This is a genomic window from Picosynechococcus sp. PCC 7003 (assembly GCF_001693255.1).
Lineage (GTDB): Bacteria > Cyanobacteriota > Cyanobacteriia > Cyanobacteriales > MRBY01 > MRBY01.
This window is the reverse complement of record NZ_CP016474.1, coordinates 1,223,074-1,248,788: the sequence shown is the minus strand read 5'-3', so window position 1 is coordinate 1,248,788 and position 25,715 is coordinate 1,223,074. Positions and strand designations below refer to the sequence as shown.

Below are 25,715 nucleotides of genomic sequence, written 5' to 3'. Positions count from 1 at the left end.
GACAACAACTGCTCCCATTAGACTGAATTTCGCCTATTTTGAGCCCAGCTATTACAAAAGTCTTACATATTTTCCGGATCCCGAAGCGAATCGAGGTCAGGGGCTTCATTTTTGAAGATGAGCACACGGCGGGCAAAGGGAATTTCAATCTGCTCACGGTCAAAGGCTTCTTTAATTAATTTCCGTAAAAGACGCTGCACCGGTAGGTGTTTGCCTGGTTTAACCTTGGTGACCGTGCGGATCGTGAGTTCAGATTCGGCAAAGTTATCGAGGCCATCAATGCGGGTCGGTTCGAGCACATCAGGGTGTAAGCCTTGAATCTGCTGGCCCACGTCCCCTAAAACCTGATACACATGGTCTAAATCTGAATCATAGGCTACCCCAACATAGACCACCGCATACACATAATCTTTGGAGTAATTCACAATGGTTTTGATATCGCCATTGCGGATAATGTGCAGTCGTCCCCCTGTGTCACGGATGCGTGTGACCCGCAGATCCATTGCTTCGACGAGACCTGTGGCGCCATCAGTTTCAACAAAATCACCGACAAGGTAATAATTTTGCAACAAAATCGAAAAGCCATTGACGAGATCATTGATCAAATTTTGCGCCCCAAGTCCCACGGCCAAACCCAGGATCCCGGCCCCGGCGAGGATCGGTGTGGGATCAATGTCAAAAACATAGAGAATTGAAACGCCACTCAAAAAATAAATGCAGTAGCGTACGGTGTTTTGCACCAGGGGAATAAAAGTTAGGCGGCGGCGTTGCTGGACTGGGCTGAGGTTTGGCGATCGCAATAATAATTTTTCGACAATGATATTGCTCAGTTCAATCACTAGAGCAGCGATAAAAATAATCAGGATAATTTGATTGGCCGGGATCGCATAGGGAGCAAGTTGGTCGAGGAGGGGAAATTGGGCACAAATCACCCCGGCGATCGCCAGATAGATGCCCGTTTCTAAACAGCGTTTTGTGAGGCCCAATAAATAGCGAAACCGGGGGTAGAAGCGCAGGGGAGACCGGGGATGCTTCGCGATAAATTCCGTTGATAGACCATCTAAAGTATCAATTAAAGAAAAAGAGGCCCGCACGGTAATAATCCCAAGACAAAGTAAAAAATAAACTTTGATCGCAAGATAAAAATATTGGGTAATGCTAGGGGGGACAAGCAGAAAATTGAGGCACACCACCAGGGCCAAAATCCAAAGACCATTGGCGATCGCCAGGTCAATGGCCATAAAGAGAGTATCTAAGCTGTGGTTATTGCCTTCGATATTTTTCCAAGCTTTGAGGCGATCGCCACCTCGTTTCAGTCGTGGCCTTAGGGAGGCGATCACTAAACTCACTAACAGCAAAAGTAAAACACTTTTCAATAAACCAAGGGCGAGCCTCTGCCACTGATCAGGCGGGACATTGTTAATTAAATCAAGAAGATAAATATAGGGCGATTTCTGCTGAAAAAATAAGTAGCCATTTAAAGCCGCAATGACTATGACTCCAGCAATTTTAATTATTAATAGAGATTTGTTAAGGATTTTTTGAGTTAAATTCAAGGGGTTTTGCCCTTGTTTTTCTGGTACCCATTGGGCTAAACGTTTTAGGGTCAAAATAATCAAAAATTGCCCTATAGTGATGGCGATTAAAAAGAGAATAATCTCGGCGATCACCACACCAAGATCGAGGAGTATCCCATTCATATTTTCTGTCTTTGCGCCGTTTTTGACTGAGATTTGAGATTAAGGCGAATTCTTTTTCTAAATAATCTCGGCTTCAACTTAACAAAAACACTGCCCCATACAGCGGCCCAAGAATAAATCACAAAAAAAATTAACCTACGAAATTTTTAAACCGGCAGAAACCACCGTTTCTCTCCAGGAAACCCATGAAAATCGAGCTAATTTGCGATCTGAGATCAAAATTGAGTCACAATCTGAATTTTTTTCGAGTCACGAAGATCCAGGTAAAGAAATTACCGTAAACAGAGCCGGAGTTGTTTCCTACGGTGCAGCTCAAATTCAACGATTGCTGCGGTGATCAGGCGACTAATAGTGACGGCTTTCGGGGAAAGAAACCGAGGATAAACAGCGGAGATTTTGGCGCGAAACTGAGGGGAGCACCCCGATTATGGGAGGAAAACTCTAGAATAAGAACAGTTTCTCTGTCGTTGTCCCTCCGAAATATGAAGCACTATCGTCACCTCTTTTCGAGCAAGCAGAAGCATCAAGCCAAACCTCGTTTCAAGTGGCGGGCTGGGATGGCTAATTTTCTTTTGAGTCAAGCCTTACTTTGGGGGGGCGGCGCGGCGATCGCCCAGACAGAATCGACAGCACCAACGGAGTCGACAGAGACCTTGGACTATGGCGAGCTGCTCCAGGATATCCGGCAAAACCAGGTGGATAAGTTTATCCTCGATCCGGAAACCAACACTGCCCAGGTCACGCTCCGGGGACAAACCGAGGAGGAAGCCCAGACCATCCAGCTCCTCAACAACAATCAAGAACTCCTTGCGGCCCTCCGGGAAAATAACGTTGACTTTGAAGTGGTGCCTTCCCAGGATCATTCGGTGGCGATCGCCATTTTCACTAACCTCCTCCTCTTTGGCATTCTGATCGGGGGGCTAGTGCTGATCATTCGCCGGTCGGCCAGCATGCAGAACAACGCCATGAATTTCGGCCGCTCCAAGGCGCGCTTTCAGATGGAAGCGGAAACGGGGATCATGTTTAAGGATGTGGCCGGGGTCGAAGAAGCCAAGGAAGAACTCGCCGAGGTGGTCACCTTCTTGAAAGAACCGAATAAATTTACGGCGATTGGTGCAAAAATCCCCAGGGGAATGCTCCTCATTGGCCCGCCGGGAACAGGTAAGACCCTCTTAGCAAAGGCGATCGCCGGGGAAGCTGGGGTGCCATTTTTTAGTATTTCCGGCTCTGAATTTGTAGAAATGTTTGTGGGGGTCGGCGCTTCACGGGTGCGGGATCTCTTCCGCAAGGCCCAGGAAAACGCTCCCTGCCTTGTTTTTATCGATGAAATTGATGCGGTCGGCCGCCAACGGGGCGCAGGCATCGGTGGGGGGAACGATGAGCGGGAGCAGACCCTAAACCAATTGCTCACAGAAATGGACGGCTTTGAAGGGAATTCCGGGATTATTGTGATCGCCGCCACCAACCGCCCGGATGTTTTGGATCAAGCCCTCCTGCGTCCCGGTCGTTTTGATCGCCAGGTGACCGTGGATTATCCAGACCGTTTGGGGCGTTTGGCGATCCTCGAAGTCCATGCCCAAGATAAAAAAGTCGCTGAGGATGTCGACCTAGAGGCGATCGCCCGGCGCACCCCTGGCTTTTCTGGGGCAGATTTAGCGAACTTACTCAACGAAGCCGCCATTTTCACCGCCCGCCGCCGCAAAGAAGCGATTACCAGTAGCGAAATTAACGACGCCATTGATCGGGTTGTGGCCGGGATGGAGGGGACCGCCCTCACCGATGGGAAAAGTAAACGACTCATCGCCTACCATGAAGTGGGTCATGCCATTGTCGGCACTATCCTCAAAGACCATGATCCCCTCCAGAAAGTCACCATTATTCCCCGGGGCCGCGCCCAAGGTTTAACCTGGTTTACCCCCAACGAAGAACAGGGTTTGACCACCAAAGCCCAATTCCGCGCCCAAATCGCCGTGGCCTTAGGGGGACGTGCTGCTGAGGATATTGTGTTTGGCTACGATGAAATCACCTCCGGGGCCTCCCAGGATATCCAAATGCTTACCAATATTGCCCGTCAAATGGTGACAAAGTTTGGGATGTCGGAACTGGGTCATTTTGCCCTAGAAACCAATCGGGGTGAAGTTTTCCTCAGAAATGATTGGTTTGGGGAACGGCCTGAATATTCTGAGGCGATCGCCCAACGCATTGACCTCAAGGTGCGAGAAATCATCAATGAGTGTTACGAAACCGCCAAGCAAATCATTCGGGATAATCGTCAGCTTGTGGATCGCCTGGTAGATCGGCTTATTGAAGAAGAAACCATCGAAGGAGAAGACTTTAGTCGTCTCGTCAACGAAGCCCTTGGTCAAACCATCGACCTCCAAAAAACCGCTTCCGTTGTCTAAATGCCATGAAAAGTTTGATCCTCTGGAGCATTAAAGGGTACCGCCGCTGGATTTCCCCCCTATTCCCCCCCAGTTGTCGCTTTCAGCCCACCTGTTCCCAATATGCCCTCGAAGCCGTAGAACGCTTCGGTGTGCTCCGGGGAAGCTGGCTCGCCCTTAAGCGCCTTGGCCGTTGCCACCCGTTTCACCCTGGAGGCTATGATCCGGTACCCCATCTCTGCCATCACGATTTAGACAATACACCTTAGGATATTCGCTCCCCATTTCGGTTTCATCCATCGCTCACCATGACCATCACTTCTTCCGCCAATCCCCATACTGATTACAGTTGGCAATGGCACGGCTTTACCATTAACTATCGTCAGTGGGGCACCCAGGGGCCGCCCGTGCTTCTCGTCCATGGATTTGGGGCCTCGGCAGGTCATTGGCGCAAAAATCTCCCAGTTTTAGGGGAACAATACCGGTGCTATGCCATCGATTTACTCGGCTTTGGGAAATCGGCAAAACCCCAGCCAAAGGTCGAAGCGGACTATACCTTTGAAACCTGGGCCACCCAAATCAAAGCGTTTTGTGCTGAAATCATTGGTGAACCGGCTTTTCTCGTTGGTAATTCCATTGGCTGTGTTGTTGTCATGCAAACGGCAGTGTCTTATCCCCACTGGGTTCGGGGGGTTGTGGCGCTCAATTTTTCCCTACGGCTATTCCACGAACGCAATCTCTTAAAAGCACCTTTTTACCAACGCTGGGGTGTCCCCATTTTTCAAAAGCTCTTGACCCAAACTCCCCTCGGCTCCCTGTTCTTTAAGCAGTTGGCCCAGCCGAAAACAATCCGCAAGATTTTAGCCCAGGCCTACAGGGATAAAACAGCGATTACCGACGAGTTGGTGGAATTGATCCTGACCCCTGCCCAAGATCCAGGCGCAGCAGCGGTTTTCTTGGCCTTTACCAGTTATTCCCAGGGGCCACTCCCGGATGATTTGCTGCCCCAGTTGCATTGCCCTACGGCAGTTTTGTGGGGAACAGCCGATCCGTGGGAACCGGTTGATCTGGGCCGTGGCCTCGTCGCCCAATATCCTCAGATTGAGTTTATTCCCCTCGATAATGTCGGCCATTGTCCCCAGGACGAAGCCCCGGAGTTAGTTAACGGCTATTTACTTGATTGGTTAGGGCGGCAACAGTCAACATAGCCTGGGGCTTTTACACTCAAATCAGTTGAAACCAGGCCCTCCATAACCGAAGGAACGGCGGATTTTGGGAGGATTTACCGTGGGGAGGGAACTCACGGTTTAATATGGTTAACTAGGCTATGGCCCGTGGGTATTCGCAAAAATTGCTAGGATACGGAGTCCAGAATTTCCATTCACAGGAGTTGCTAAGGCATACATGGTTGGTCAATTTGCAAATTTCGTCGATCTGCTCCAGTACAGAGCTAAACTTCAGGCGCGGAAAACCGTGTTTAGTTTTCTGGCTGACGGCGAAACGGAATCTGCAGCCCTAACCTACGGAGAATTAGACCAGAAAGCCCAGGCGATCGCCGCTTTTTTGCAAGCTAACCAGGCCCAAGGAGAGCGAGCACTCTTACTATATCCACCGGGTCTTGAGTTTATCGGTGCTTTTTTGGGGTGTTTATATGCCGGGGCGATCGCCGTGCCAGCTTACCCGCCGCGACCGAATAAATCCTTTGACCGCCTCCATAGCATTATCCAAGATGCCCAGGCGAAATTTGCCCTCACCACAACAGAACTTAAAGATAAAATTGCCGATCGCCTCGAAGATTTAGAAGGTACAGACTTCCATTGTTTGGCTACAGATCAAGTTGAATTAACCTCCGCAAAAAACTGGCAAAAACCAAATATTTCCGGCGCAGATCTTGCCTTTTTGCAATATACCAGTGGCTCTACGGGCGATCCCAAAGGGGTGATGGTCTCCCATCACAATTTGATCCACAATTCTGGCCTGATCAACCAAGGATTCCAGGATACGGAAGCGAGTATGGGGGTTTCCTGGTTGCCGCCCTACCATGATATGGGCTTGATCGGCGGCATTTTACAGCCCATTTATGTGGGAGCAACGCAAATTTTAATGCCCCCGGTGGCTTTTTTGCAGCGACCTTTGCGGTGGCTAAAGGCGATCAATGACTATCGCGTTTCCACCAGTGGTGCGCCGAATTTTGCCTATGACCTCTGTGCCAGCCAAATTACCCCAGAACAAATCAGAGAACTCGATCTAAGCTGTTGGCGACTGGCCTTTTCCGGGGCCGAACCGATCCGTGCTGTGACCCTCGAAAATTTTGCGCAAACCTTTGCTGTAGCAGGCTTTCAAAAATCAGCGTTTTATCCCTGCTATGGCATGGCCGAAACCACCCTGATTGTTTCCGGGGGTAATGGTCGTGCCCAGCTTCCCCAGGAAATTACCGTTAGTAAACAGGGCATTGAAGCCAACCAAGTCCGCCCGGCCCAAGGAACTGAAGCGACAGTGACCTTGGTCGGCAGTGGTGAGGTGATTGGCGACCAAATTGTCAAAATTGTTGATCCCCAGGCTTTCACAGAATGTGCCGTCGGTGAAATTGGTGAAGTATGGGTCAAGGGTGAAAGCGTTGCTCAAGGCTATTGGCAAAAGCCAGGCCTCACTCAGCAACAATTCCAAGGAACCGTTGGTGCAGAAACGGGCTTTTTACGCACGGGTGATCTGGGTTTTTTGCAAGACGGCGAACTGTATATTACGGGTCGTTTAAAGGATCTATTGATTATCCGGGGTCGCAATCACTATCCCCAAGACATTGAATTAACCGTCGAAGTGGCCCATCCCGCTTTACGGCAGGGAGCCGGGGCCGCCGTATCAGTGGACATTGATGGGGAAGAACAGCTCGTCATTGTCCAGGAAGTGGAGCGCAAATATGCCCGCAAATTAAATGTTGCGGCAGTGGCCCAGGCTATTCGTGGGGCGATCGCCGCTGAACATCAACTGCAACCCCATGCCATTTGTTTCATTAAACCGGGTAGCATTCCCAAAACATCGAGCGGGAAGATCCGTCGCCATGCCTGCAAAGCTGGTTTTTTAGACGGAACCTTGGCCGTGGTCGGCGAGTGGCAGCCCAGCCACCAGGAAGAAAAACCAGAGAGCAACACGCAGAACCCCAAGTCCGCCGGAGTAGCCCCCACAGATTCCTCGCAGCCCAACCACCAGCAACAGCAAATTGAAGCCTGGCTTAAAGATAATATTGCCCGTCGCCTCGGCATTGCTCCTCAACAATTAGATGAAACGGAGCCCTTTGCGAGTTATGGCCTGGACTCAGTGCAAGCGGTACAGGTCACCGCCGATTTAGAGGATTGGCTGGGTCGAAAATTAGATCCCACCTTGGCCTACGATTACCCGACCATTCGCACCCTGGCTCACTTTTTAGTCCAGGGCAACCAAGGGCTCGAAAAATTACCGCAAGTACCAAAAATCCAGGACAAAGAAATTGCGGTGGTGGGTCTCAGTTGTCGTTTTCCCCAAGCCGACAACCCCGAAGCTTTTTGGGAATTATTACGCCAGGGGAAAGATGGTGTTCACCCCCTCAAAACCCGCTGGGCTACAGGAGAATGGGGTGGTTTTTTAGAAAATATTGATCAGTTTGACCCGCAATTTTTTGGCATTTCCCCCCGGGAAGCGGAACAAATGGATCCCCAGCAACGGTTGCTATTGGAAGTGACCTGGGAAGCCTTGGAACGGGCCAATATTCCAGCCGCAAGTTTACGCCATTCCCAAACGGGGGTTTTTGTCGGCATTAGTAACAGTGATTATGCCCAATTGCAGGTGCGGGAAAACAATCCCATCAATCCCTACATGGGCACGGGCAACGCCCACAGTGTTGCGGCCAACCGTCTGTCTTACTTCCTTGATCTCCGGGGAGTTTCCCTCAGCATCGATACGGCCTGTTCCTCTTCTCTGGTGGCGGTTCATCTGGCTTGCCAAAGTTTAATGAATGGAGAATCGGAGTTGGCGATCGCCGCTGGGGTGAATTTAATTTTGACCCCCGATGTGACCCAGACCTTTACCCAGGCGGGCATGATGAGTGCAACGGGCCGTTGCCAAACCTTTGATGAAGGGGCCGATGGCTACGTGCGGGGGGAAGGCTGTGGGGTCGTGCTCCTCAAACCCCTCGCCCAGGCAGAACGGGACGGGGATAATATTCTCGCGGTGATCCACGGCTCCGCGGTGAACCAAGACGGCCGCAGCAATGGTTTGACGGCCCCCAACGGGCGATCGCAGCAGGCCGTTATTCGCCAAGCCCTGGCCCAAGCAGGCATTACCGCCGCCGATTTAGATTACCTAGAGGCCCATGGCACCGGCACGCCTCTAGGTGATCCCATTGAGATTAATTCTCTGAAGGCAGTTTTACAAACAGTACAGCGGGAACAGCCCTGTGTGGTGGGTTCCGTGAAAACGAACATTGGTCACCTCGAGGCGGCGGCAGGCATCGCGGGCTTAATCAAGGTAATTTTGTCCCTAGGGCATGGGGTGATTCCTCAACATTTGCATTTTAAGCAGCTCAATCCTCGCATTGATCTAGACGGTTTAGTGACCATTACGAGGGAACAGCAGCCTTGGCCAAGGGGGTCGCAAAAACGATTGGCTGGGGTGAGTTCCTTTGGGTTTGGTGGCACCAATGCCCACGTGATTGTGGGGGACTATGCCAAATCGCCAACGCCTAATCTCTCCGTTGCCCAAGACCGCCCTTGGCATCTGCTGACCCTTTCTGCCAAAAATTCCCAGGCGTTGAATGCTTTACAAAAGAGCTATGTAGACTATCTGGCCCAACATCCTAGCGTTGACCCACGGGATCTATGTTGGTCTGCCAATACCGGGCGATCACCCCTCAAGGAACGTCGTTTTTTTGCCTTTAAACAGGTTGCCGATTTACAACAAGCCTTAAATCAAGATTTTCTGGCCCAACCTCGCCTCAGTTCCCCCGCAAAAATCGCCTTTTTATTTACAGGGCAAGGCTCTCAATACCATGGTATGGGACAACAACTGTACCAAACCAGTCCACGCTTTCGACAGGTGCTGGATGAGTGCGATCGCCTCTGGCAGACCTATTCCCCTGAAGCGCCTGCCCTCACCGACCTGCTATACGGTAACCATAGCCCTGATCTCGTCCACGAAACCGTCTATACCCAGCCCCTCCTCTTTGCCGTTGAATATGCGATCGCCCAACTATGGCTCAGTTGGGGCGTCACACCAGACTTTTGTATGGGCCATAGCGTCGGTGAATATGTCGCGGCCTGTCTGGCGGGGGTATTTTCCCTAGCAGACGGCATGAAATTAATTACGGCCCGGGGCAAACTGATGCATGCCCTCCCCAGCAATGGCAGTATGGCGGCGGTCTTTGCCGATAAAACCGTCATTAAACCCTACCTATCGGAGCATTTAACCGTAGGGGCCGAAAACGGTTCCCATTTGGTGCTGTCAGGACAGACCCCCTGCCTTGAAGCCAGTATTAGTAAACTCCAAAGCCAAGGGATCAAAACCAAACCCCTCAAGGTTTCCCATGCCTTCCACTCCCCTCTAATGGCCCCCATGCTGGCAGAGTTTCGGGAAATTGCCGAACAAATTACCTTCCACCAGCCTCGTATCCCGCTAATTTCTAATGTCACGGGCGGCCAGATTGAAGCCGAAATCGCCCAGGCTGACTATTGGGTGAAGCATGTTTTGCAACCCGTTAAATTTGTGCAGAGCATCCAAACCCTGGCCCAGTCAGGGGCAAACGTTTACCTCGAAATCGGCGTGAAGCCAGTGCTCCTGAGCATGGGACGCCATTGCCTAGCCGAACAGGAGGCGATGTGGTTGCCCAGTTTACGCCCCCATAGCGAACCATGGTTAGAAATTTTCACCAGTCTCGGCAAACTGTATGAGCAAGGTCTAAATATCGACTGGCAGGCGGTGGAAGCGGGCTATGGTCAACGGAAACTGATCCTACCCACCTATCCCTTCCAACGACAACGGTATTGGTTTAATCACGGCTCTTGGCAAAAGGTTCAGGCCGAACCCGTAAACCCAGCACCTGATGACCTCAAGGATTGGTTTTATCAGGTGGCCTGGACGCCCCTGGAAACCTTACCCCCGACCCCTGAGCCGTCGGATAAGCTGTGGCTCATCCTAGGCGATCGCCACCACCATAGCGAGTCCATTGAGGCCCAGTTCAAAAATGCCCAACGAGTGTATCTCGGCCAAAGGAATCATTTTCCGACGGATGCCCCCTGGGAAGTGTCTGCCGATGCCTTGGAAAGCTTATTTACCCAGGTCGGCCCCCAAAATTTAGCGGGCATCCTTTACCTATGTCCCCTCCGAGAAGATTCAGAAGACCTAGATGAAATTCAAAAGGAAACCAGTGGCTTCGCTCTCCAACTCATCCAAGCTTTATATCAACAAAAAATCGCGGTTCCCTGTTGGTTTATAACCCACCAGAGCCAACGGGTGCTCGCAACCGATGCTGTCGCCGGATTTGCCCAAGGGGGATTGTGGGGCCTCGCCCAGGCGATCGCCCTCGAACATCCAGAGTTGTGGGGGGGGATTATTGATGTCGATGACACCCTGCCGAATTTCGCCCAGATTTGCCAACAAAGACAAGTGCAACAGGTGGCGGTGCGGCGCGAGCGACTCTATGGGGCACAGCTCAAAAAGCAACCGCTACTTTCCCAGAACAACATCCAGATTCAACCCCAACAGACTTATCTCGTGACAGGGGGACTGGGGGCCATTGGCCGCAAAATTGCCCAATGGTTAGCGGCTAAGGGGGCAGAAAAAGTAATTCTCTTGGGGCGGCGCGTTCCGGCAGCGGATCCGCAAACTTTACCGACCAATGCGGTGGTCTATCCCTGTGATTTAGCCGATGAAACCCAAGTAGCAAAATTGTTCCAAACCTACCCCCACATCAAGGGGATTTTCCATGCGGCGGGTACCTTAGCCGATGGTTTGCTGCAACAACAAACCTGGCAAAATTTCCAAACCGTCGCCGCTGCCAAACTGAAAGGGACTTGGCATCTCCACCGCCATAGTCAAAAGCTCGATCTTGATTTTTTTGTGTTGTTTTCCTCCGTGGCGGGGGTGCTGGGTTCACCGGGACAGGGGAATTATGCCGCGGCAAACCGGGGCATGACGGCGATCGCCCAATATCGACAAGCCCAAAGTTTACCGGCTCTGGCGATCCATTGGGGGCCTTGGGCCGAAGGGGGCATGGCCAACTCCCTCAGCAATCAAAATTTAGCGTGGCTGCCGCCGCAACAGGGATTAACGCTCCTCGAACAGGTCTTAGGAACCCAGGGCGAAATGGGTGTTTTTAAACCAGACTGGCAAAACCTGGCCAAGCAGTTTCCTGAATTTGCCAAAACCCATTATTTTGCCGCTGTTATTCCCGCCGCCAAAGATGCCCCTCCAACGGCTTCGATCTTTGACAAATTAATCGACCTAGACGCTTCCCAACGGGCTGACTATCTGCTGGACTATCTGCGGCAGTCTGTGGCACAAATTCTCAGGTTAGACATTAACCAAATTCAAAGCCACGATAGCTTGTTGGATCTGGGCATGGATTCGCTGATGATCATGGAGGCGATCGCCAGCCTGAAACAGGATTTACAACTGATGTTGTACCCCAGGGAAATCTACGAGCGGCCCAGACTCGATGTATTGACGGCCTATTTAGCCTCGGAATTTACCAAGGCCCATGACCCCGAAGCGGCGACGACAACAGAAGTGATTCCCTCCCAAAGCCTTGCGGTCAAAACGAAAAAACAGTGGCAAAAACCCGACCGCAAAAACCCAAATCCCGTTGCTTTTATCCTCTCTAGCCCTCGGTCTGGTTCGACCTTGCTGCGAGTAATGTTGGCCGGACATCCGGGTCTATATTCGCCGCCGGAGCTACATTTGCTTCCCTTTGAAACCATGGGCGATCGCCATCAGGAATTGGGCCGATCCCACCTTGGCGAAGGGCTACAACGGGCCTTGATGGATCTCGAAAACCTCACCCCAGAGGCAAGCCAGGCCAAGGTCAACCAATGGATTGAGGCAGATACTCCCATTGCTGAGATTTATGCCTATCTCCAGCAAAAGGCGAGACAGCGTTTGCTCATTGACAAATCTCCTAGCTATGGCAGCGATCGCCATAGCTTAGACCACAGCGAAATCCTCTTTGACCAAGCCAAATATATTCACCTGGTACGTCATCCCTACGCGGTGATTGAATCCTTCACCCGATTACGAATGGATAAACTGCTGGGGGCCGAACAGCAAAATCCCTACGCCCTCGCGGAGTCCATTTGGCGCACCAGCAACCGCAATATTTTAGACCTGGGTCACACGGTTGGTGCGGATCGCTATCTCCAGGTAATTTATGAGGATCTCGTCCGTAGTCCCCGCCAAGTTTTGGCGGAGATTTGTGATTTTCTGGGGGTGGATTTTGACGAAGCGCTCCTCAATCCCTACAGCGGCGATCGCCTCACCGATGGACTCCACCAACAATCTATGGGCGTCGGGGATCCCAACTTCCTCCAACACAAGGCCATTGATCCGGCCCTTGCAGACAAATGGCGTTCGATTACCCTGCCCGCTGCTCTCCAGCCAGATACGATCCACCTGGCCCAAACTTTTGCCTACGAGCTGCCCCAGGAACCCCACCAACTAACGCCCCAAACCCAAGTTCTCCCCTCCATGACCGAACGGTTCGTGACCGTACGCGGTTTAGAAACCTGTCTTTGTGAGTGGGGCGATCGCCACCAACCATTAGTTTTGTTCCTCCATGGCATCCTTGAGCAGGGGGCATCCTGGCAACTGATCGCCCCCCAGTTAGCGGCCCAGGGCTATTGGGTCGTTGCCCCGGATCTGCGTGGTCACGGCAAATCTGCCCATGCCCAGTCCTACAGTATGCTCGATTTCCTGGCTGACGTAGATGCCCTTGCCAAACAATTAGGCGATCGCCCCTTTACCTTGGTGGGCCATTCCATGGGCTCGATCATCGGTGCGATGTATGCAGGAATTCGCCAAACCCAGGTAGAAAAGCTGATTCTCGTTGAAACCATCGTCCCCAATGACATCGACGACGCCGAAACGGGGCATCACCTGACCACCCATCTCGATTACCTCGCCGCGCCCCCCCAACACCCGACCTTCCCCAGCCTAGAAGTGGCTGCCCGTCGCCTCCGCCAAGCCACGCCCCAACTCCCCAAAGATCTTTCGGAGTTCCTCACCCAGCGCAGCACCAGCACCGTTGAAAAAGGGGTGCGGTGGCGTTGGGATGCCTTCCTCCGTACCCGGGCGGGCATCGAATTTAATGGCATTAGCAGACGGCGTTACCTCGCCCTACTCAAAGATATCCAAGCGCCGATCACCCTCATCTATGGAGACCAGAGCGAATTCAACCGCCCCGCTGATCTCCAGGCGATCCAAGCAGCCCTTCCCCAGGCCCAACGCCTTACGGTTGCCGGCGGCCATAATCTCCACTTTGAAAATCCCCAGGCGATCACCCAAATTGTTTATCAGCAACTCCAGACCCCCTGACCCAAAACACAATAAAAAATATTGCAAAGTACAGTCCAAGACTCCGTAAATATTAGATTCTAAAAATCTGTGGAACCTTGACCCAGATTTCCACACAATCCCCTGGGATCATTCAGGCCAACCCGAATCTTCTGATTAAAATTGTTAGACCTGATATCCTGAGAACTAGACCCCTTTACAAGATCGCTCTCTAGAAACACCCATGCATCTGAGTGAAATTACCCATCCGAACCAACTCCACGGTCTAACCACCCGTCAGTTGGAAGAGATTGCCCGGCAAATTCGAGAAAAACACCTCCAGACGATTGCCGCAAGCGGTGGTCATCTCGGCCCTGGTTTAGGGGTGGTTGAACTCACCCTCGCCCTCTACCAAACCCTTGATCTCGATCGTGACAAAGTGGTGTGGGATGTTGGTCATCAGGCTTATCCCCATAAGTTGATTACCGGACGCTACAACGAATTCCACACCCTCCGGCAAAAGGATGGGGTCGCCGGCTACCTCAAGCGCAGCGAAAATGTGTTTGATCATTTTGGTGCCGGTCACGCCTCGACCAGTATCTCCGCAGCCCTAGGGATGGCATTGGCACGGGATGCAAAGGGGGAAGATTTTAAATGTGTGGCGGTGATTGGTGATGGTGCGTTGACCGGCGGCATGGCCCTCGAAGCGATTAACCATGCGGGTCATTTACCTGACACCAACCTGATGGTGGTGCTCAACGACAATGAGATGTCCATTTCCCCAAATGTGGGGGCCATCTCGCGCTATCTCAACAAAGTTCGCCTCAGTGATCCTGTTCAGTTCCTGACCGATAACCTCGAAGAACAAGTCAAACATCTCCCCTTCCTGGGGGATTCCCTCACCCCAGAGATGGAACGGCTCAAGGACAGCATGAAACGCTTGGCGGTCTCGAAGGTTGGCGCAGTCATTGAAGAATTAGGCTTTAAGTATTTTGGCCCCGTGGATGGCCACAACCTCGAAGAGTTGATCCGCACCTTTAAACAGGCCCATAAGGCAAAAGGCCCGACCCTCGTCCACGTCGCTACGGTGAAGGGCAAAGGCTATGCGATCGCCGAAAAAGATCAAGTGGGCTACCATGCCCAGAAACCCTTTGACTTGGCCACCGGCAAAGCGTTTCCTTCGAAGAAACCAACGCCACCAAGCTATTCCAAAGTCTTTGCCCACACCCTGACCACCCTCGCGGAGAACAATCCTAAAATTGTCGGGATTACAGCGGCGATGGCCACCGGTACAGGGTTGGATAAGCTCCAGCAAAAATTACCGAAACAGTACATCGACGTCGGCATTGCCGAACAACACGCCGTTACCCTCGCGGCAGGTCTCGCCTGTGAAGGCATACGGCCAGTGGTCGCGATTTATTCGACCTTCCTGCAACGGGCCTACGACCAAATTATCCATGATGTCTGTATTCAAAAACTACCGGTCTTTTTCTGCCTCGACCGGGCGGGCATCGTAGGGGCTGACGGGCCGACCCACCAGGGGATGTACGATATTGCCTACCTGCGCCTTATTCCCAATATTGTGGTGATGGCACCCAAGGATGAAGCCGAACTACAACGGATGCTCGTCACCGGCATTGAATACACGGACGGGGCGATCGCCATGCGGTATCCCAGAGGGAATGGCGTCGGCGCACCGTTAATGGAAGACGGTTGGGAACCCCTCCCCATCGGCAAAGGGGAAATCCTCCGTAATGGTGATGATATTCTTCTGATCGGCTATGGAGCCATGGTGCACTCGACCCTCCAGGTGGCTGAAATTCTCAGTGAACATGGCATTAGCGCCACGGTGATCAACGCACGATTTGTGAAACCCTTAGACACCGACCTCATTGCTCCCCTCGCGAAGCAAATTGGTAAGGTTGCCACCTTTGAAGAGGGCTGCTTAATGGGTGGTTTTGGGTCTGCGGTCTGTGAAGCGCTCCAGGATCATGATGTGCTTGTTCCCGTAAAACGCTTTGGCATTGGGGATGTACTCGTGGACCACGCGACTCCGGCGGAATCGAAAGCGGCCCATGGGTTGACCCCAGCCCAGATGGCAGAGTCAATTCGAGCCGCATTTTTCCAGAAAGATGCCGCCAAGACAACCACCACCGTTTAAGCAAAACTTGCTGTGATGTGACCTTGATCCCCAGTATGCCCTCGATGCCCTGGGGATTTTTTAATGGTAGAACCGTCACAGAAAATTGCGATCGCCAAAGCGAACCCGTAAAATTTGGGAGCCTCCCTGTATTTTTGCCTATGAAACGTCGCCACCTGCTCAAATACGGCACCTTTGCGGCTTGGGGTTACGGCCTCACCGCCTGTAATCGACTCCCAGATGCCGTTCGTCTGCCGGGTAGATCCGCCAGAAAAGAGGAGCCAGAACCAACTGCTCCCGTATTAGACCTGAGTGCCCCAGAAAAACAAACCCTTACCCTAGGTTATGTGCCAGACTTGGCGATCGCCCCCTGGCTCATGGCCCTTACCCAAGGCTTTTTTGAGCAGTATGGCCTGGAAATTAAGCTTTATCCCCAAGTAGATCAACAGGCCGTGGAGCAGGGATTATTAGAATCCCGTTTTGATGCGGCAATTACCTCCTTTTCGACACCGCTCATTTATCAACTCAAAAGTCCTAGGGTTGATCTGATCGCGTTGATGCAGATCCATCGCCACGGTGGTGTTTTTTGTGGTCGCCAACAAACCTGGGCCGATAATATTCGTTCTGGCATCGACTATGCTAATTTTGCGGAATTTGCTGCAGCCTACCGGGACTATGTGCGGGCTTTACCGGAAAAAACCTTTGGGGTAGATCACGACTACAGCATCACGGCTTATCTTTACCGCTATTGGTGGGCGGCCCTGGGCTTCCATCCAGATCGAGATTTGGAGTTGGTTACCTTTGCGCCTACGGAGCTTCGCCATAAATTACAAGCCGGCATTATCCAAGGCTACTGCAGCCAAGAGCCTTGGGGACAAGAGGCGATCGCCAATGACTCTGGTTTTGTTCAATACCTCTCAGGGGATATTTGGCAGGGTCACCCAGGACCGGTGATCACCACCAGTGCGGGCTGGCTAGAAGAAAACCCAAATACAGCTAAGGCTCTCATTGCCGCCACTTTACAGGGTTGCCAATATTGCCAAAATCCCACCCACGCCGCCACCATTGGACCTCTATTGGCCAGTAACCTTGACCTGGATCCCACCGCCATTACTGCGCTTTTTAGTGGGCAATATTTCTACGGAGGAGATGGCGATCGCCCCATTGCCCGGCGGGATAGTCCCATTTGGTTTGACCAAGGGCGACGAATTACGGCCCCCGACCAAGCCAACTACTGCTGGCAATCCCATGGCCTGTGGCTCCTCACCCAGATGGTTCGCTGGCGACATTTTGATCTACGACAATATCCCCAAAATGCCCGTGAACTGGTGGCGGCGGCTTACCCCACGGAACCCTATGGGGCGATCGCCCAGGGATTTGGGTTGCGTTTACCCCCCGAACCCCTTAAGTCAGAGATTCACTTCATTGACCAACGGGCCTTTTTACCGAACCAAGTGGCCAGCTATCTCAATCAGTTCAAAATCCGCACCTGACCCTATTTCCCGATACAAAAACGGCTAAAGATCCGATCCAAAACCGATTCAGTCACCCCTTCGCCGGTGATTTCCCCCAGGGCTTGGATCGCGCTGCGTAGATCGATTGTCCAAAAGTCCAGGGGCAACCCTTCGGCAATGGTTTCTTGTACTTGCATGAGAGCTTGTTGGGCCTGGGCCAAGGCAGCGGCTTGTCGTTGGTTGATCGCAAAGTCAAGATCCGCAGCCCCCACTTTCCCCGCTTGCACTAAATTGGCGATCGCCATTTCCAATTCATCCAAACCCTGGTTCTGGGCGGCGGCTGTTTCGACGACTCCTTGCACTTGGGGGGGAATTTCAATGGCTTCCGGTTGGCCGATGTCGATTTTATTAAGGATCAAAATTAAGGGCTGGTTGGCTTTTGCCGCCACAATGCGCTGAAAAATCTCTTGATCTGCCGCTGTCCAACCCGCCGCCGCATCGATGGTAAATAAAATTAAATCCGCCTGTCGGGAGGCCGCCAGGGAACGGGCAACACCAATTTTTTCGACGGCATCTTCCGTTTCACGAATGCCCGCCGTATCCAGTACCTGCACCGGAATGCCCTGCACCACAAGCTGGGACTCTACCACATCCCGCGTTGTCCCTGGTAAATCTGTGACAATGGCGCGATCGCTACGACTCCAGGCATTTAACAAGCTCGATTTCCCCACATTGGGGCGGCCCACAATTGCTACCTTTAACCCCGTGCGCAATAATTCGCCCCGGTCAGCGGTCTGGAGAATCTGTTCTACCTTTTTAAGCACCTGAGTCAGATCCCGCTGAATTTGCGGCTCATCGAGGGGGGGTAAGTCGTCTTCAAAATCAATGCGGGCTTCCACTTCCGCCAAAATATCTAGACATTGACCCCGGAGCTGCTGGATTGGTTGGGCCAGTTTCCCTTGGATTCCCGCCAGGGCCACCTGGGCTGATTGGGGTGATTTCGCGCCTACCAGTTCTGCGACACTTTCGGCCTGGGTGAGATCAATGCGGCCATTCAAAAAGGCGCGGAGGGTAAATTCCCCTGGCGTTGCCAGCCGCGCCCCAGCTCCCAAACAAAGCTGTAGTACCTGTTGCACGGGAATAATTCCCCCATGGCAGTGGAACTCCACCACGTCTTCGGCCGTAAAGGAACGGGGAGCCAACATCAGCAGGAGCAGGGCTTCATCGACGATGGCTTGGGTTTGGGGATGACGCACATAGCCATACAAAATGCGATGACTCTCCCAGGTCTGCTGACCAGGGGCTTGAAAGAGTTGCTGGGCAATGGGGAGGGCCGCTGCACCGGATAGACGGACAATGCCAATGCTGCCCTGGTTCGGGACGACGGCACTGGCGATCGCCACAATGGTATCGCCTAGGTTCACAGTCTAAAACCTAAAACGGGATGTCATCGAGGTTCGGTTCCGGTTCACTGGGAGCCGGAGTGGGATTGGGGGCGGCGGGGGCCATGGGGTTGATGGGCACCACATTATTGGGGGGAACAGGTGAGGCGATAGCAGGATTGGCCATGGTTGTTCCGGGGGAGGTGGGGCCTAGACCTGCACCAATGGCTTGGATTTGGGAAATAACTAACTCGGCCTTTTTTTCCTTAAAACCTTCGGGACGTTCAATGGTGTTCATTGTCAGTCGCCCTGTCACAATCACTTGATCACCGTCGTGATAGTTTTGTTGGATGTCTTGGCTGAGGTTATCGCCCCAACCCACTGCCTTGAGTTGACAGGCGGGATCTCCTTCCCGGAGCGCCGGAAATTCGATGGTGATTTGGGCAAGGGGGGTATTATCGGGGGTATAGCGCAATTCTGGTTCCCCTAGGATGCGCGCCATTAATACACAACTATTCATTTTTTCCTTTGGCGATCGCCTAGCATACGGTTCAATTGTACTGGTTCTAAAAGCGGATTCTAAAAGCGGAGGCCTAGGCCCCCCTGGAGCGCAACGGCTTTTTCATTTTTACCTTCATAGGCATCAAAGGCAAACACCGCATTGGTAAAGAGCACCGTATTGCTATTGGGGAGCGCATAATCAAGCCCTGGTTGAATCACCAAGGTGTTTCGATCACCTACAGGAGAAGGGTTGTTCCCGGTCGCAAAGGAATAGCCAGCACCCACATAGGCATCGAGCTGCCAGGTTAAGGGCACATCATAGGAAACCGTTGGCACAATCGCCGTGCTGCCAGAACCAATAAAAGCCTGGGTACGTAAGGAAATGGGTAATTTCAGAAATTTGTAGCGGGCAGCTAAAACGGCACCAAGTTGTTGACCTTCACCGTTCCAATCAGACGAAACGCCAATGCTCGCACCAGCTCCCACATAGCTACCATAGGCGGCCTGGGCCTGGGCCATGGATTGGTGGATCGTGCCGGTGAATCCTGTCAGTAGGGTTGTGGCGATCGCCAAGCGACTCAATTGCTGTCGGCCAATGCAAGAAAGGCTCATATTTATACTCCTCAAAACCATGGAACGGAAATTGTCTAGAATTGCTGCCATTTTAAGGTAAATTTTAGCTTTCTACCACAGAGCTTTGGAGGCGCAAAGACTTCATTTTTGAGGTTTTTGGGGCCGTTGCTGGGACAGTATTTTACCTTTCAGCTTTGGTTAAGTATTCTGTGCCCAAACTTTTAGGCTAAGGATTCAACATTTTCTAAAACAACAATGCCCGGTTGGACTAATTCCCAAAGATTATCTTGGTCTGTGGCAGCAATGCGGGCGGGTTTGAGTAATTTAATCGTCTGTAAATCCGGCCCTTGGTTACCGTAGCAGATAAAGGTTTGCTGGAAAAAAGCGTAATTGTCGGGGGTGATTTTAAGCTGGGCGCGGGGCGCAAGGTAATACTGATTTTGCACTTGGATCGCCCAGTAGTCTCCCTGGTCATCGGTTTGGAATAATAAGCTGCTCAGGAAATTTTCAGTTTCTCCGTCAGCTTCGGGGGCTGGGGTTACAGGCGGTTGGACGGCCAAGGCAATCGCCTCCGGGGCAAGGATCATTGCATCAGCGTTATAGGTTGCTACTAGGGCATCGTAGGCATTGAGAAACTGCACCGGAAAATCATCAGCGTCGGTGTCTGTATCTGGCTCAAGTTCTGTTTCCCCAAGGTTTAGATCTAGACCATTAGGCGTTTCTAGAGATGTATTGAATGCCTCTGGATCGTCTAGGGTGTTCGCGGCCAGGGGTTGTAGATTCGGTGTTTCACTGGGGGGCATGGTGGTGGGTTGCGTTGTGACTGGTGGCGGGGCGATCGCCGCAAAATTATCCTTGGGTGAAAGATCATAGGTATTTTGGAGTCGCTTGATAAGCTTGGCTTCAAGCTGGTCGAGATCAAAAGAATCCGGTTCAGCATCCGGGAAATAACGATTTACCGCCGAGGGTGCTGGCGTCGGTTTCCGTAGATAGAGCAGGGCCAGGGTCGCGGTGCCTAACAGAAGGAGTAAGCTCAACAGAAGATTGGTTGTACGCAGGCGTTGTCGCAGGCGCTGATTATCCCGCTGGAGGGTTTGGATCATTGCCGGAAAGGTCGTGCCTCCACCCACAACAGTATTTTCTAAACTCAGGCTGGTGTAAAGGTAATCCATCGAGGTGGCCAGATCCGGGGCGATCGCCCCTTGGGTAGCCGTTTCATTTAGGGTTTTGAGGGTTTCGCTGAAGTCACTTAACTGTTGCGTCAGGTATTCTTCTAGCTCCGTTTGGGTGACGCTGCCGTAGAAACCATAGTCCGCATCACTGAGGTTGCGCCGCTCAAAAAAATCTAAAAATTCCTGGAGTTGACGGATCGTTTCCGGATTAAAATCGTCTGCAAAGGGTTCGATCAGGTTGGCCAGATTATCGAGGTGCTGATCCAGGTTGGCGATCGCCGTTGTCAATGCTTCCCGTTGGGCCGAATCTTGAATCGTTGCCAGTTGCCCTTCCAGTAAACGGATTTGTTCCTGGAGTTGTTGCAGGCCAGCCCGATCATCCCGAAAAATCTGGGCATCGAAGTCCGTTGTATCAGCGTTGAGCGCCGCTAAATTGTCGGGGAACTCTTCTAGGTCAGACCGGAGACCCACAAAACCCTGGTTTAATAACCACAACTCCGCGAGGAATGAACGCTCCTGGGTAGTAGAAGTAGCTTCTTGGGCAAAAGTTGAGGGCATCAGAGCAGGCGAGAGCAGTCCCAATCCGCCCGTACCTAGCAGTAAACTCCCCAGGATTAAACCGTGCCAGCGTTGCCTCATTGCCATACTTTTTCCCTGCGATACGATTCCCAAACCCAAGAAAATTGCGCTCAGAATGTGTGAACTTACCTAAGGTGATTCTAAGGCAGCTTTCCCCTAGACATTAGCTTAGTCCCAGAAATTTACCGCCATCACACCTAGAAAACAAAAAGAGATATGCTACCCTAACCAGTGACTTTACGCCCGCCCACAATTCCTATGAAAATCCGCATTGGTAACGGTTACGATGTCCACCGTCTTGTGCCTGGTCGTCCCCTAATTTTGGGAGGCATCCAGTTAGAACATCACCTCGGCTTAGATGGCCACAGCGATGCGGATGTTTTGACCCATGCGATTATGGATGCGATGTTGGGAGCGCTCAGTTTGGGGGATATTGGTCATTATTTTCCGCCCACGGATCCCCAGTGGAAAGGGGCCGACAGCATTGAATTGCTCAAGCAGGTATATCGGTTAATCCAAGAGCGGGGCTGGCAAATTGGCAATATTGACTCGGTGATTGTTGCCGAACGCCCGAAACTAAAACCCCATATTCAAGCTATGGTTCAATGTCTCGCTGAAGCCCTTGGAGTGGAGCCGGATCAGGTGGGTGTTAAGGCCACGACCAATGAAAAACTAGATGCCATGGGTGAGGAGAAAGGAATTTGTGTTCATGCTGTCGCCCTGTTAGTGCAAGCCTAAGCCACGGACATTCATTCGTTACCTAATAAACCAATACAGGTTATTCCGCTTATTCTCCAGATCTATCTGGTTGTGCAGCAACAGGCAAAACAGAAGCGGAGGTGACCCAGAATATGCAGGAGGCGATCGCCTTTCATCTTGAAGGCTTGCAATTAGAACGCTTAGAAATTCTGCTCCTAGAAAAACAAAAAAAGGAGGTCGTCGCCTCCTCAAATTCATTAAAAGTTATCAGCGCTTTAAAGTAAGTAAACAAGTCCGAACAGAATAATCCAGACCACATCGACAAAATGCCAATAGAGTTCCGCTGCTTCGACACCAAAATGGGCTTGGCCACTGTAATGACCGGCTTCGCGCGATCGCCATAGAACCGCTAGGGTAAATAACAATCCTGCCGTAACGTGGAGGCCGTGGAACCCCGTCAGCACATAGAAACAACTGCCAAAGAGGTGTTCCGTTAGGCCAAATTCCATGTGGGCATATTCATAAACCTGGCCGCCGAGGAAAATCGCCCCCATCAATGCCGTAATCCCGAACCATAGCTGGAGACCTTTAATGTCGTCGTTTTTGATTGCGCTTTGGCCCTTGTGCATCACAAAGCTACTACTGACCAGGATGATTGTATTCACCGTCGGCACGAGCAATTCTAATTCCTTCGTGAAACCAGGCATTGTCGCTTTATAAATGAGAAAAGCGGCAAACAACCCAAGGAAAATCATACTTTCTGCGACTAGAAACATGACCAGGCCAAACATCCGGTAGTCGGGGTGACCGTGGTGTTCCGTCGGGGGCGTTTGATAATCGGTGGCGATCGCCGGGTTGGTGGTTGAACTTTGCATTTTTATGACTCCTCTAACTCATTTCTGCCACTTCAGCGAGCATCTCTTCGATGGAATCCTCATCTCTGGGTTCATCATCAATGCCATATTCATAGGGGCCAGCCCACAGCACAGGCGGCTCATCAAAATTTTCGATACTGGGTGGCGAGGTTGTTTGCCATTCCAGGGTGAGGGCGCGCCAAGGATTCCGCCCAGCCGCTTTCCCGTTGATTAACCCTAGGATGATTGACATCAAAAAGGGCAATGTTGATAGCGCCAAGATATAAGAGCCTAGGGTACAGACTTGGTTTAGGGGCTGGAATTGGGGATCATAGAGGGCAATGCGGCGGTTCATCCCCTGTAAGCCGAGGTAGTGCATCGGCAAAAAGGTCATATTAAAACCAACGAAGGTCATCCCAAAGTGGATTTTGCCCCACATTTCGTTGTACATTTTGCCCGTCATTTTCGGGAACCAGTGATACACCGCTCCAAAGAGAGCAAAGACCGAACCACCAAAGAGGACATAGTGGAAGTGACCCACGACGAAATAGGTGTCATGGACATGGATGTCAAAGGGTGCTGCTGCCAACATCACCCCCGTTAAACCGCCAATTAGAAAAGAAGAGAGAAACCCAATGGCAAAAAGCAGGGCGGAGTTGAGCTGTAATTTACCGCCCCAGAGGGTGGCACACCAGCTAAAGATCTTGATCCCCGTCGGTACGGCAATGATCATTGTCGTCGCCATAAAGAACATCCGTAGCCAGCCAGGGGTGCCACTGGTAAACATATGGTGCGCCCAGACGATTAAACCAAGAAAACTAATTGCTAAACCGGAGTAGGCGATCGCCCGGTATCCGAAGATTGGTTTCCGGGAGTGAACCGGGAGAATTTCCGAGATTACCCCAAAGAACGGCAGCACCATGATATACACCGCTGGGTGGGAATAAAACCAAAACAAGTGCTGATAAACGATCGGATCGCCGCCCCCCGTCGGATTAAAAAAGGCCGTGCCCGCCATCAGGTCAAAGGACAGCAAAATCAAAGCTGCGGCCAAGACCGGAGTCGAGAGCAAAATTAACGCCGAAGTCGCCAGCATCGCCCAACAGAATAGCGGCATACTGTGGATGTCCATGTCCGGGGCGCGCATCTTAAAGATCGTGGTGACAAAATTAATCGCCCCCAAAATCGAAGCTGTTCCCAAAATCAGCAGACATAAAATCCAGAGTTCCTCGCCCCACTTACCAGAAATCAAACTTAAGGGCGGATAGGATGTCCAACCCGCTTGGGGAGCGCCCACAAAAAAGCTGGCAATCAACAAAATGCCACCGACAGGCTGCATCCAAAATGCCACCGCATTTAAACGGGGAAATGCCATGTCATCCGCACCGATCATCAGGGGGATTAAATAATTCGCAAAGGCGGCTCCTGCAGGCACAATCCACAAAAAGATCATGATCGTGCCATGCATCGTAAACATTTGGTTATAGACTTCGGGGGAAACAAAGTCTGGGTCTGGGGTCGCAAGTTCTGTGCGGACAACTTCTGCTAATGCACCACCGATGAAATAAAAGAAAAACGCCGTGACGAGATATTGAATCCCAATCACTTTGTGGTCAGTACAAAAGGTAAAGTAGTCCGTCCATTTGCGATCGCCCGCATGGTGTATTGTCGCGTCACTCATGGTTGATCGTTGATTTATTATTGTGCGTTTACTAAAAAAGTCAGTTACGGGTTTAGTTGGTTTAATTGTTTGAAAAAGGCTGACCTTACTGGGCCATCGACATCATCCCCAAAGGCTGATGGGGAATCTGCTCTAGGGTATTTTCAATAATGCCCATCTCTTCGGCGTAGGCCTGGAGAAACTCCGCATCGGTTAAGGCCGTAGAATCAACGCGTAGAGGTTGGTTTTGACCCTCTTGCAGCGCCACTGTGCGCGATTGTACCCATTGGTCATAGCCCTCTGCCGTTTCAACGGTCATCGTGGTTTTCATGCCGCCGTGGTAAGAGCCACAGAGTTCCGCACAAATCACCGGGTAGGTTCCTTCGCGGTTGGCAACAAAGCTCAGTTTTGAAACCTGACCGGGCATCACATCTTGTTTAATGCGAAATTCTGGAAGCCAGAAAGCATGGATCACATCCGCCGCTTTCATATCGAGTTGAATCGGGCGATCCACGGGCACATGGAGATCCCCAGAGACAATGCCCGTATCGGGATAGGTAAAAATCCACGCATATTGCAGGCCATTCACTTCAACCACAAGGGGGTCTTCGTCACTGGCCGACATAGATTTACCAATGCCAATGGCCATGCGGGAATCTGGTTCCATTGCCACCATATTTTCCATGGTTTCGGGAGTGTGATGGTGGGCCATGGCCATACCACCACCAGAAACCATCGGGTCGAGGCCACCCATTTTGTTATAGATTTCGAAGCTATAGATCGCCAGGATAAAGACGATGACAGTGGGGATCGCTGTCCAGACAATTTCTAGGGGGACATTGCCTTCGATCGCCGGGCCATCGGTTAGATCCCCTTTTTTGCGGCGAAATCGAATCAGACAGATCACCAAAACCCCTTCAATCAAGATAAATAGACCGGTGGCAATGGTCATCATGAGGTTAAATAATTCATCCACATCATTGGCGTCGGCAGAGGCGGCAACGGGGAGTAAACCATGGTTTTGACCGTACCAGAGACTGATGAGGGTAATGGCAATTCCAGCGATCAAGGTTGTGATGCTATTGGGAATATTCACGGGAAATGTTG

15 protein-coding genes and 1 pseudogene are annotated in these 25,715 nt (G+C 51.7%); 8 read left to right on the top strand and 8 right to left on the bottom strand.

Translation table 11 applies throughout. The annotated features are described in order from the left end of the window. Nucleotides 1–62 precede the first annotated feature (62 nt). On the bottom strand, nucleotides 63–1,700 hold the full coding sequence (locus AWQ21_RS05980; RefSeq protein ID WP_065713744.1) for a mechanosensitive ion channel family protein: 1,638 nt from the start codon (nucleotides 1,698–1,700) through the stop codon (nucleotides 63–65). A 482-nt stretch (nucleotides 1,701–2,182) separates the two neighbouring features. Here AWQ21_RS05980 and ftsH point away from each other — a divergent pair, with 482 nt between their 5' ends. The 6 genes from ftsH to AWQ21_RS05950 all read left to right on the top strand — a co-directional run bounded on the left by ftsH (nucleotide 2,183) and on the right by AWQ21_RS05950 (nucleotide 17,227). Beyond that, nucleotides 2,183–4,102, top strand: coding sequence for an ATP-dependent zinc metalloprotease FtsH (gene ftsH, locus AWQ21_RS05975; RefSeq protein ID WP_065713743.1), 1,920 nt, complete (start codon nucleotides 2,183–2,185; stop codon nucleotides 4,100–4,102). 5 nt (nucleotides 4,103–4,107) lie between these two features. Next, entirely contained in the window at nucleotides 4,108–4,350 is a 243-nt protein-coding gene (gene yidD / locus AWQ21_RS05970; RefSeq protein ID WP_012306797.1) for a membrane protein insertion efficiency factor YidD, read from the top strand. Nucleotides 4,351–4,389: 39 nt separating this feature from the next. Beyond that, nucleotides 4,390–5,289, top strand: a complete 900-nt coding sequence (locus AWQ21_RS05965) for an alpha/beta fold hydrolase (protein WP_065713742.1) — start codon at nucleotides 4,390–4,392, stop codon at nucleotides 5,287–5,289. Nucleotides 5,290–5,485: 196 nt separating this feature from the next. Further along, nucleotides 5,486–13,636 (top strand): type I polyketide synthase, encoded by an 8,151-nt coding sequence (locus AWQ21_RS05960; protein WP_065713741.1) that lies wholly within the window; start codon nucleotides 5,486–5,488, stop codon nucleotides 13,634–13,636. A gap of 202 nt (nucleotides 13,637–13,838) precedes the next feature. Beyond that, on the top strand, nucleotides 13,839–15,755 hold the full coding sequence (dxs, locus tag AWQ21_RS05955) for a 1-deoxy-D-xylulose-5-phosphate synthase (protein WP_065713740.1): 1,917 nt from the start codon (nucleotides 13,839–13,841) through the stop codon (nucleotides 15,753–15,755). Nucleotides 15,756–15,895: 140 nt separating this feature from the next. Then, nucleotides 15,896–17,227 (top strand): CmpA/NrtA family ABC transporter substrate-binding protein, encoded by a 1,332-nt coding sequence (locus AWQ21_RS05950; RefSeq protein ID WP_198159693.1) that lies wholly within the window; start codon nucleotides 15,896–15,898, stop codon nucleotides 17,225–17,227. Nucleotides 17,228–17,229: 2 nt separating this feature from the next. Here AWQ21_RS05950 and mnmE read toward each other — a convergent pair whose 3' ends face one another. The 4 genes from mnmE to AWQ21_RS05930 form a co-directional block, all read right to left on the bottom strand. Further along, nucleotides 17,230–18,612, bottom strand: coding sequence for a tRNA uridine-5-carboxymethylaminomethyl(34) synthesis GTPase MnmE (mnmE, locus tag AWQ21_RS05945; protein ID WP_065713738.1), 1,383 nt, complete (start codon nucleotides 18,610–18,612; stop codon nucleotides 17,230–17,232). A 10-nt stretch (nucleotides 18,613–18,622) separates the two neighbouring features. After that, nucleotides 18,623–19,090, bottom strand: coding sequence for a single-stranded DNA-binding protein (locus tag AWQ21_RS05940; protein WP_065713737.1), 468 nt, complete (start codon nucleotides 19,088–19,090; stop codon nucleotides 18,623–18,625). A gap of 59 nt (nucleotides 19,091–19,149) precedes the next feature. Next, nucleotides 19,150–19,683: a hypothetical protein gene (locus AWQ21_RS05935; protein WP_065713736.1), complete on the bottom strand. Its 534-nt coding sequence runs from the start codon at nucleotides 19,681–19,683 to the stop codon at nucleotides 19,150–19,152. Between the two features lie 182 nt (nucleotides 19,684–19,865). Further along, a complete protein-coding gene (locus AWQ21_RS05930) occupies nucleotides 19,866–21,461 on the bottom strand; it encodes a hypothetical protein (protein WP_157094704.1) in 1,596 nt (531 codons plus the stop codon). A gap of 192 nt (nucleotides 21,462–21,653) precedes the next feature. Between AWQ21_RS05930 and ispF the strand changes: the two genes are divergently transcribed. Both ispF and AWQ21_RS15875 read left to right on the top strand, forming a co-directional pair. Next, complete coding sequence (gene ispF / locus AWQ21_RS05925) at nucleotides 21,654–22,133, top strand: 2-C-methyl-D-erythritol 2,4-cyclodiphosphate synthase (RefSeq protein ID WP_065713734.1); 480 nt, start codon at nucleotides 21,654–21,656, stop codon at nucleotides 22,131–22,133. Nucleotides 22,134–22,177: 44 nt separating this feature from the next. Next, nucleotides 22,178–22,378 (top strand): annotated as a pseudogene (locus AWQ21_RS15875) (type II toxin-antitoxin system HicB family antitoxin); the annotation flags it as partial. Here AWQ21_RS15875 and AWQ21_RS05920 read toward each other — a convergent pair. The 3 genes from AWQ21_RS05920 to AWQ21_RS05910 all read right to left on the bottom strand — a co-directional run bounded on the left by AWQ21_RS05920 (nucleotide 22,370) and on the right by AWQ21_RS05910 (nucleotide 25,704). Next, nucleotides 22,370–22,969, bottom strand: coding sequence for a heme-copper oxidase subunit III (locus AWQ21_RS05920; RefSeq protein WP_065713733.1), 600 nt, complete (start codon nucleotides 22,967–22,969; stop codon nucleotides 22,370–22,372). The pseudogene AWQ21_RS15875 and the gene AWQ21_RS05920 overlap by 9 nt on opposite strands. Nucleotides 22,970–22,982: 13 nt before the next feature. Beyond that, nucleotides 22,983–24,629, bottom strand: a complete 1,647-nt coding sequence (gene ctaD / locus AWQ21_RS05915; protein WP_065713732.1) for a cytochrome c oxidase subunit I — start codon at nucleotides 24,627–24,629, stop codon at nucleotides 22,983–22,985. Between the two features lie 85 nt (nucleotides 24,630–24,714). After that, nucleotides 24,715–25,704, bottom strand: a complete 990-nt coding sequence (locus tag AWQ21_RS05910) for a cytochrome c oxidase subunit II (protein WP_065715242.1) — start codon at nucleotides 25,702–25,704, stop codon at nucleotides 24,715–24,717. Between the last annotated feature and the right edge of the window lie 11 nt (nucleotides 25,705–25,715).

Bases quoted from the DNA above. Each gene is read 5' to 3' on its own strand.
- AWQ21_RS05980 (WP_065713744.1), bottom strand. From the start codon at position 1,700: ATGAATGGGATACTCCTCGATCTTGGTGTGGTGATCGCCGAGATTATT.
- ftsH (WP_065713743.1), top strand. From the start codon at position 2,183: ATGAAGCACTATCGTCACCTCTTTTCGAGCAAGCAGAAGCATCAAGCC.
- yidD (WP_012306797.1), top strand. From the start codon at position 4,108: ATGAAAAGTTTGATCCTCTGGAGCATTAAAGGGTACCGCCGCTGGATT.
- AWQ21_RS05965 (WP_065713742.1), top strand. From the start codon at position 4,390: ATGACCATCACTTCTTCCGCCAATCCCCATACTGATTACAGTTGGCAA.
- AWQ21_RS05960 (WP_065713741.1), top strand. From the start codon at position 5,486: ATGGTTGGTCAATTTGCAAATTTCGTCGATCTGCTCCAGTACAGAGCT.
- dxs (WP_065713740.1), top strand. From the start codon at position 13,839: ATGCATCTGAGTGAAATTACCCATCCGAACCAACTCCACGGTCTAACC.
- AWQ21_RS05950 (WP_198159693.1), top strand. From the start codon at position 15,896: ATGAAACGTCGCCACCTGCTCAAATACGGCACCTTTGCGGCTTGGGGT.
- AWQ21_RS05940 (WP_065713737.1), bottom strand. From the start codon at position 19,090: ATGAATAGTTGTGTATTAATGGCGCGCATCCTAGGGGAACCAGAATTG.
- AWQ21_RS05935 (WP_065713736.1), bottom strand. From the start codon at position 19,683: ATGAGCCTTTCTTGCATTGGCCGACAGCAATTGAGTCGCTTGGCGATC.
- AWQ21_RS05930 (WP_157094704.1), bottom strand. From the start codon at position 21,461: ATGGCAATGAGGCAACGCTGGCACGGTTTAATCCTGGGGAGTTTACTG.
- ispF (WP_065713734.1), top strand. From the start codon at position 21,654: ATGAAAATCCGCATTGGTAACGGTTACGATGTCCACCGTCTTGTGCCT.
- AWQ21_RS05920 (WP_065713733.1), bottom strand. From the start codon at position 22,969: ATGCAAAGTTCAACCACCAACCCGGCGATCGCCACCGATTATCAAACG.
- ctaD (WP_065713732.1), bottom strand. From the start codon at position 24,629: ATGAGTGACGCGACAATACACCATGCGGGCGATCGCAAATGGACGGAC.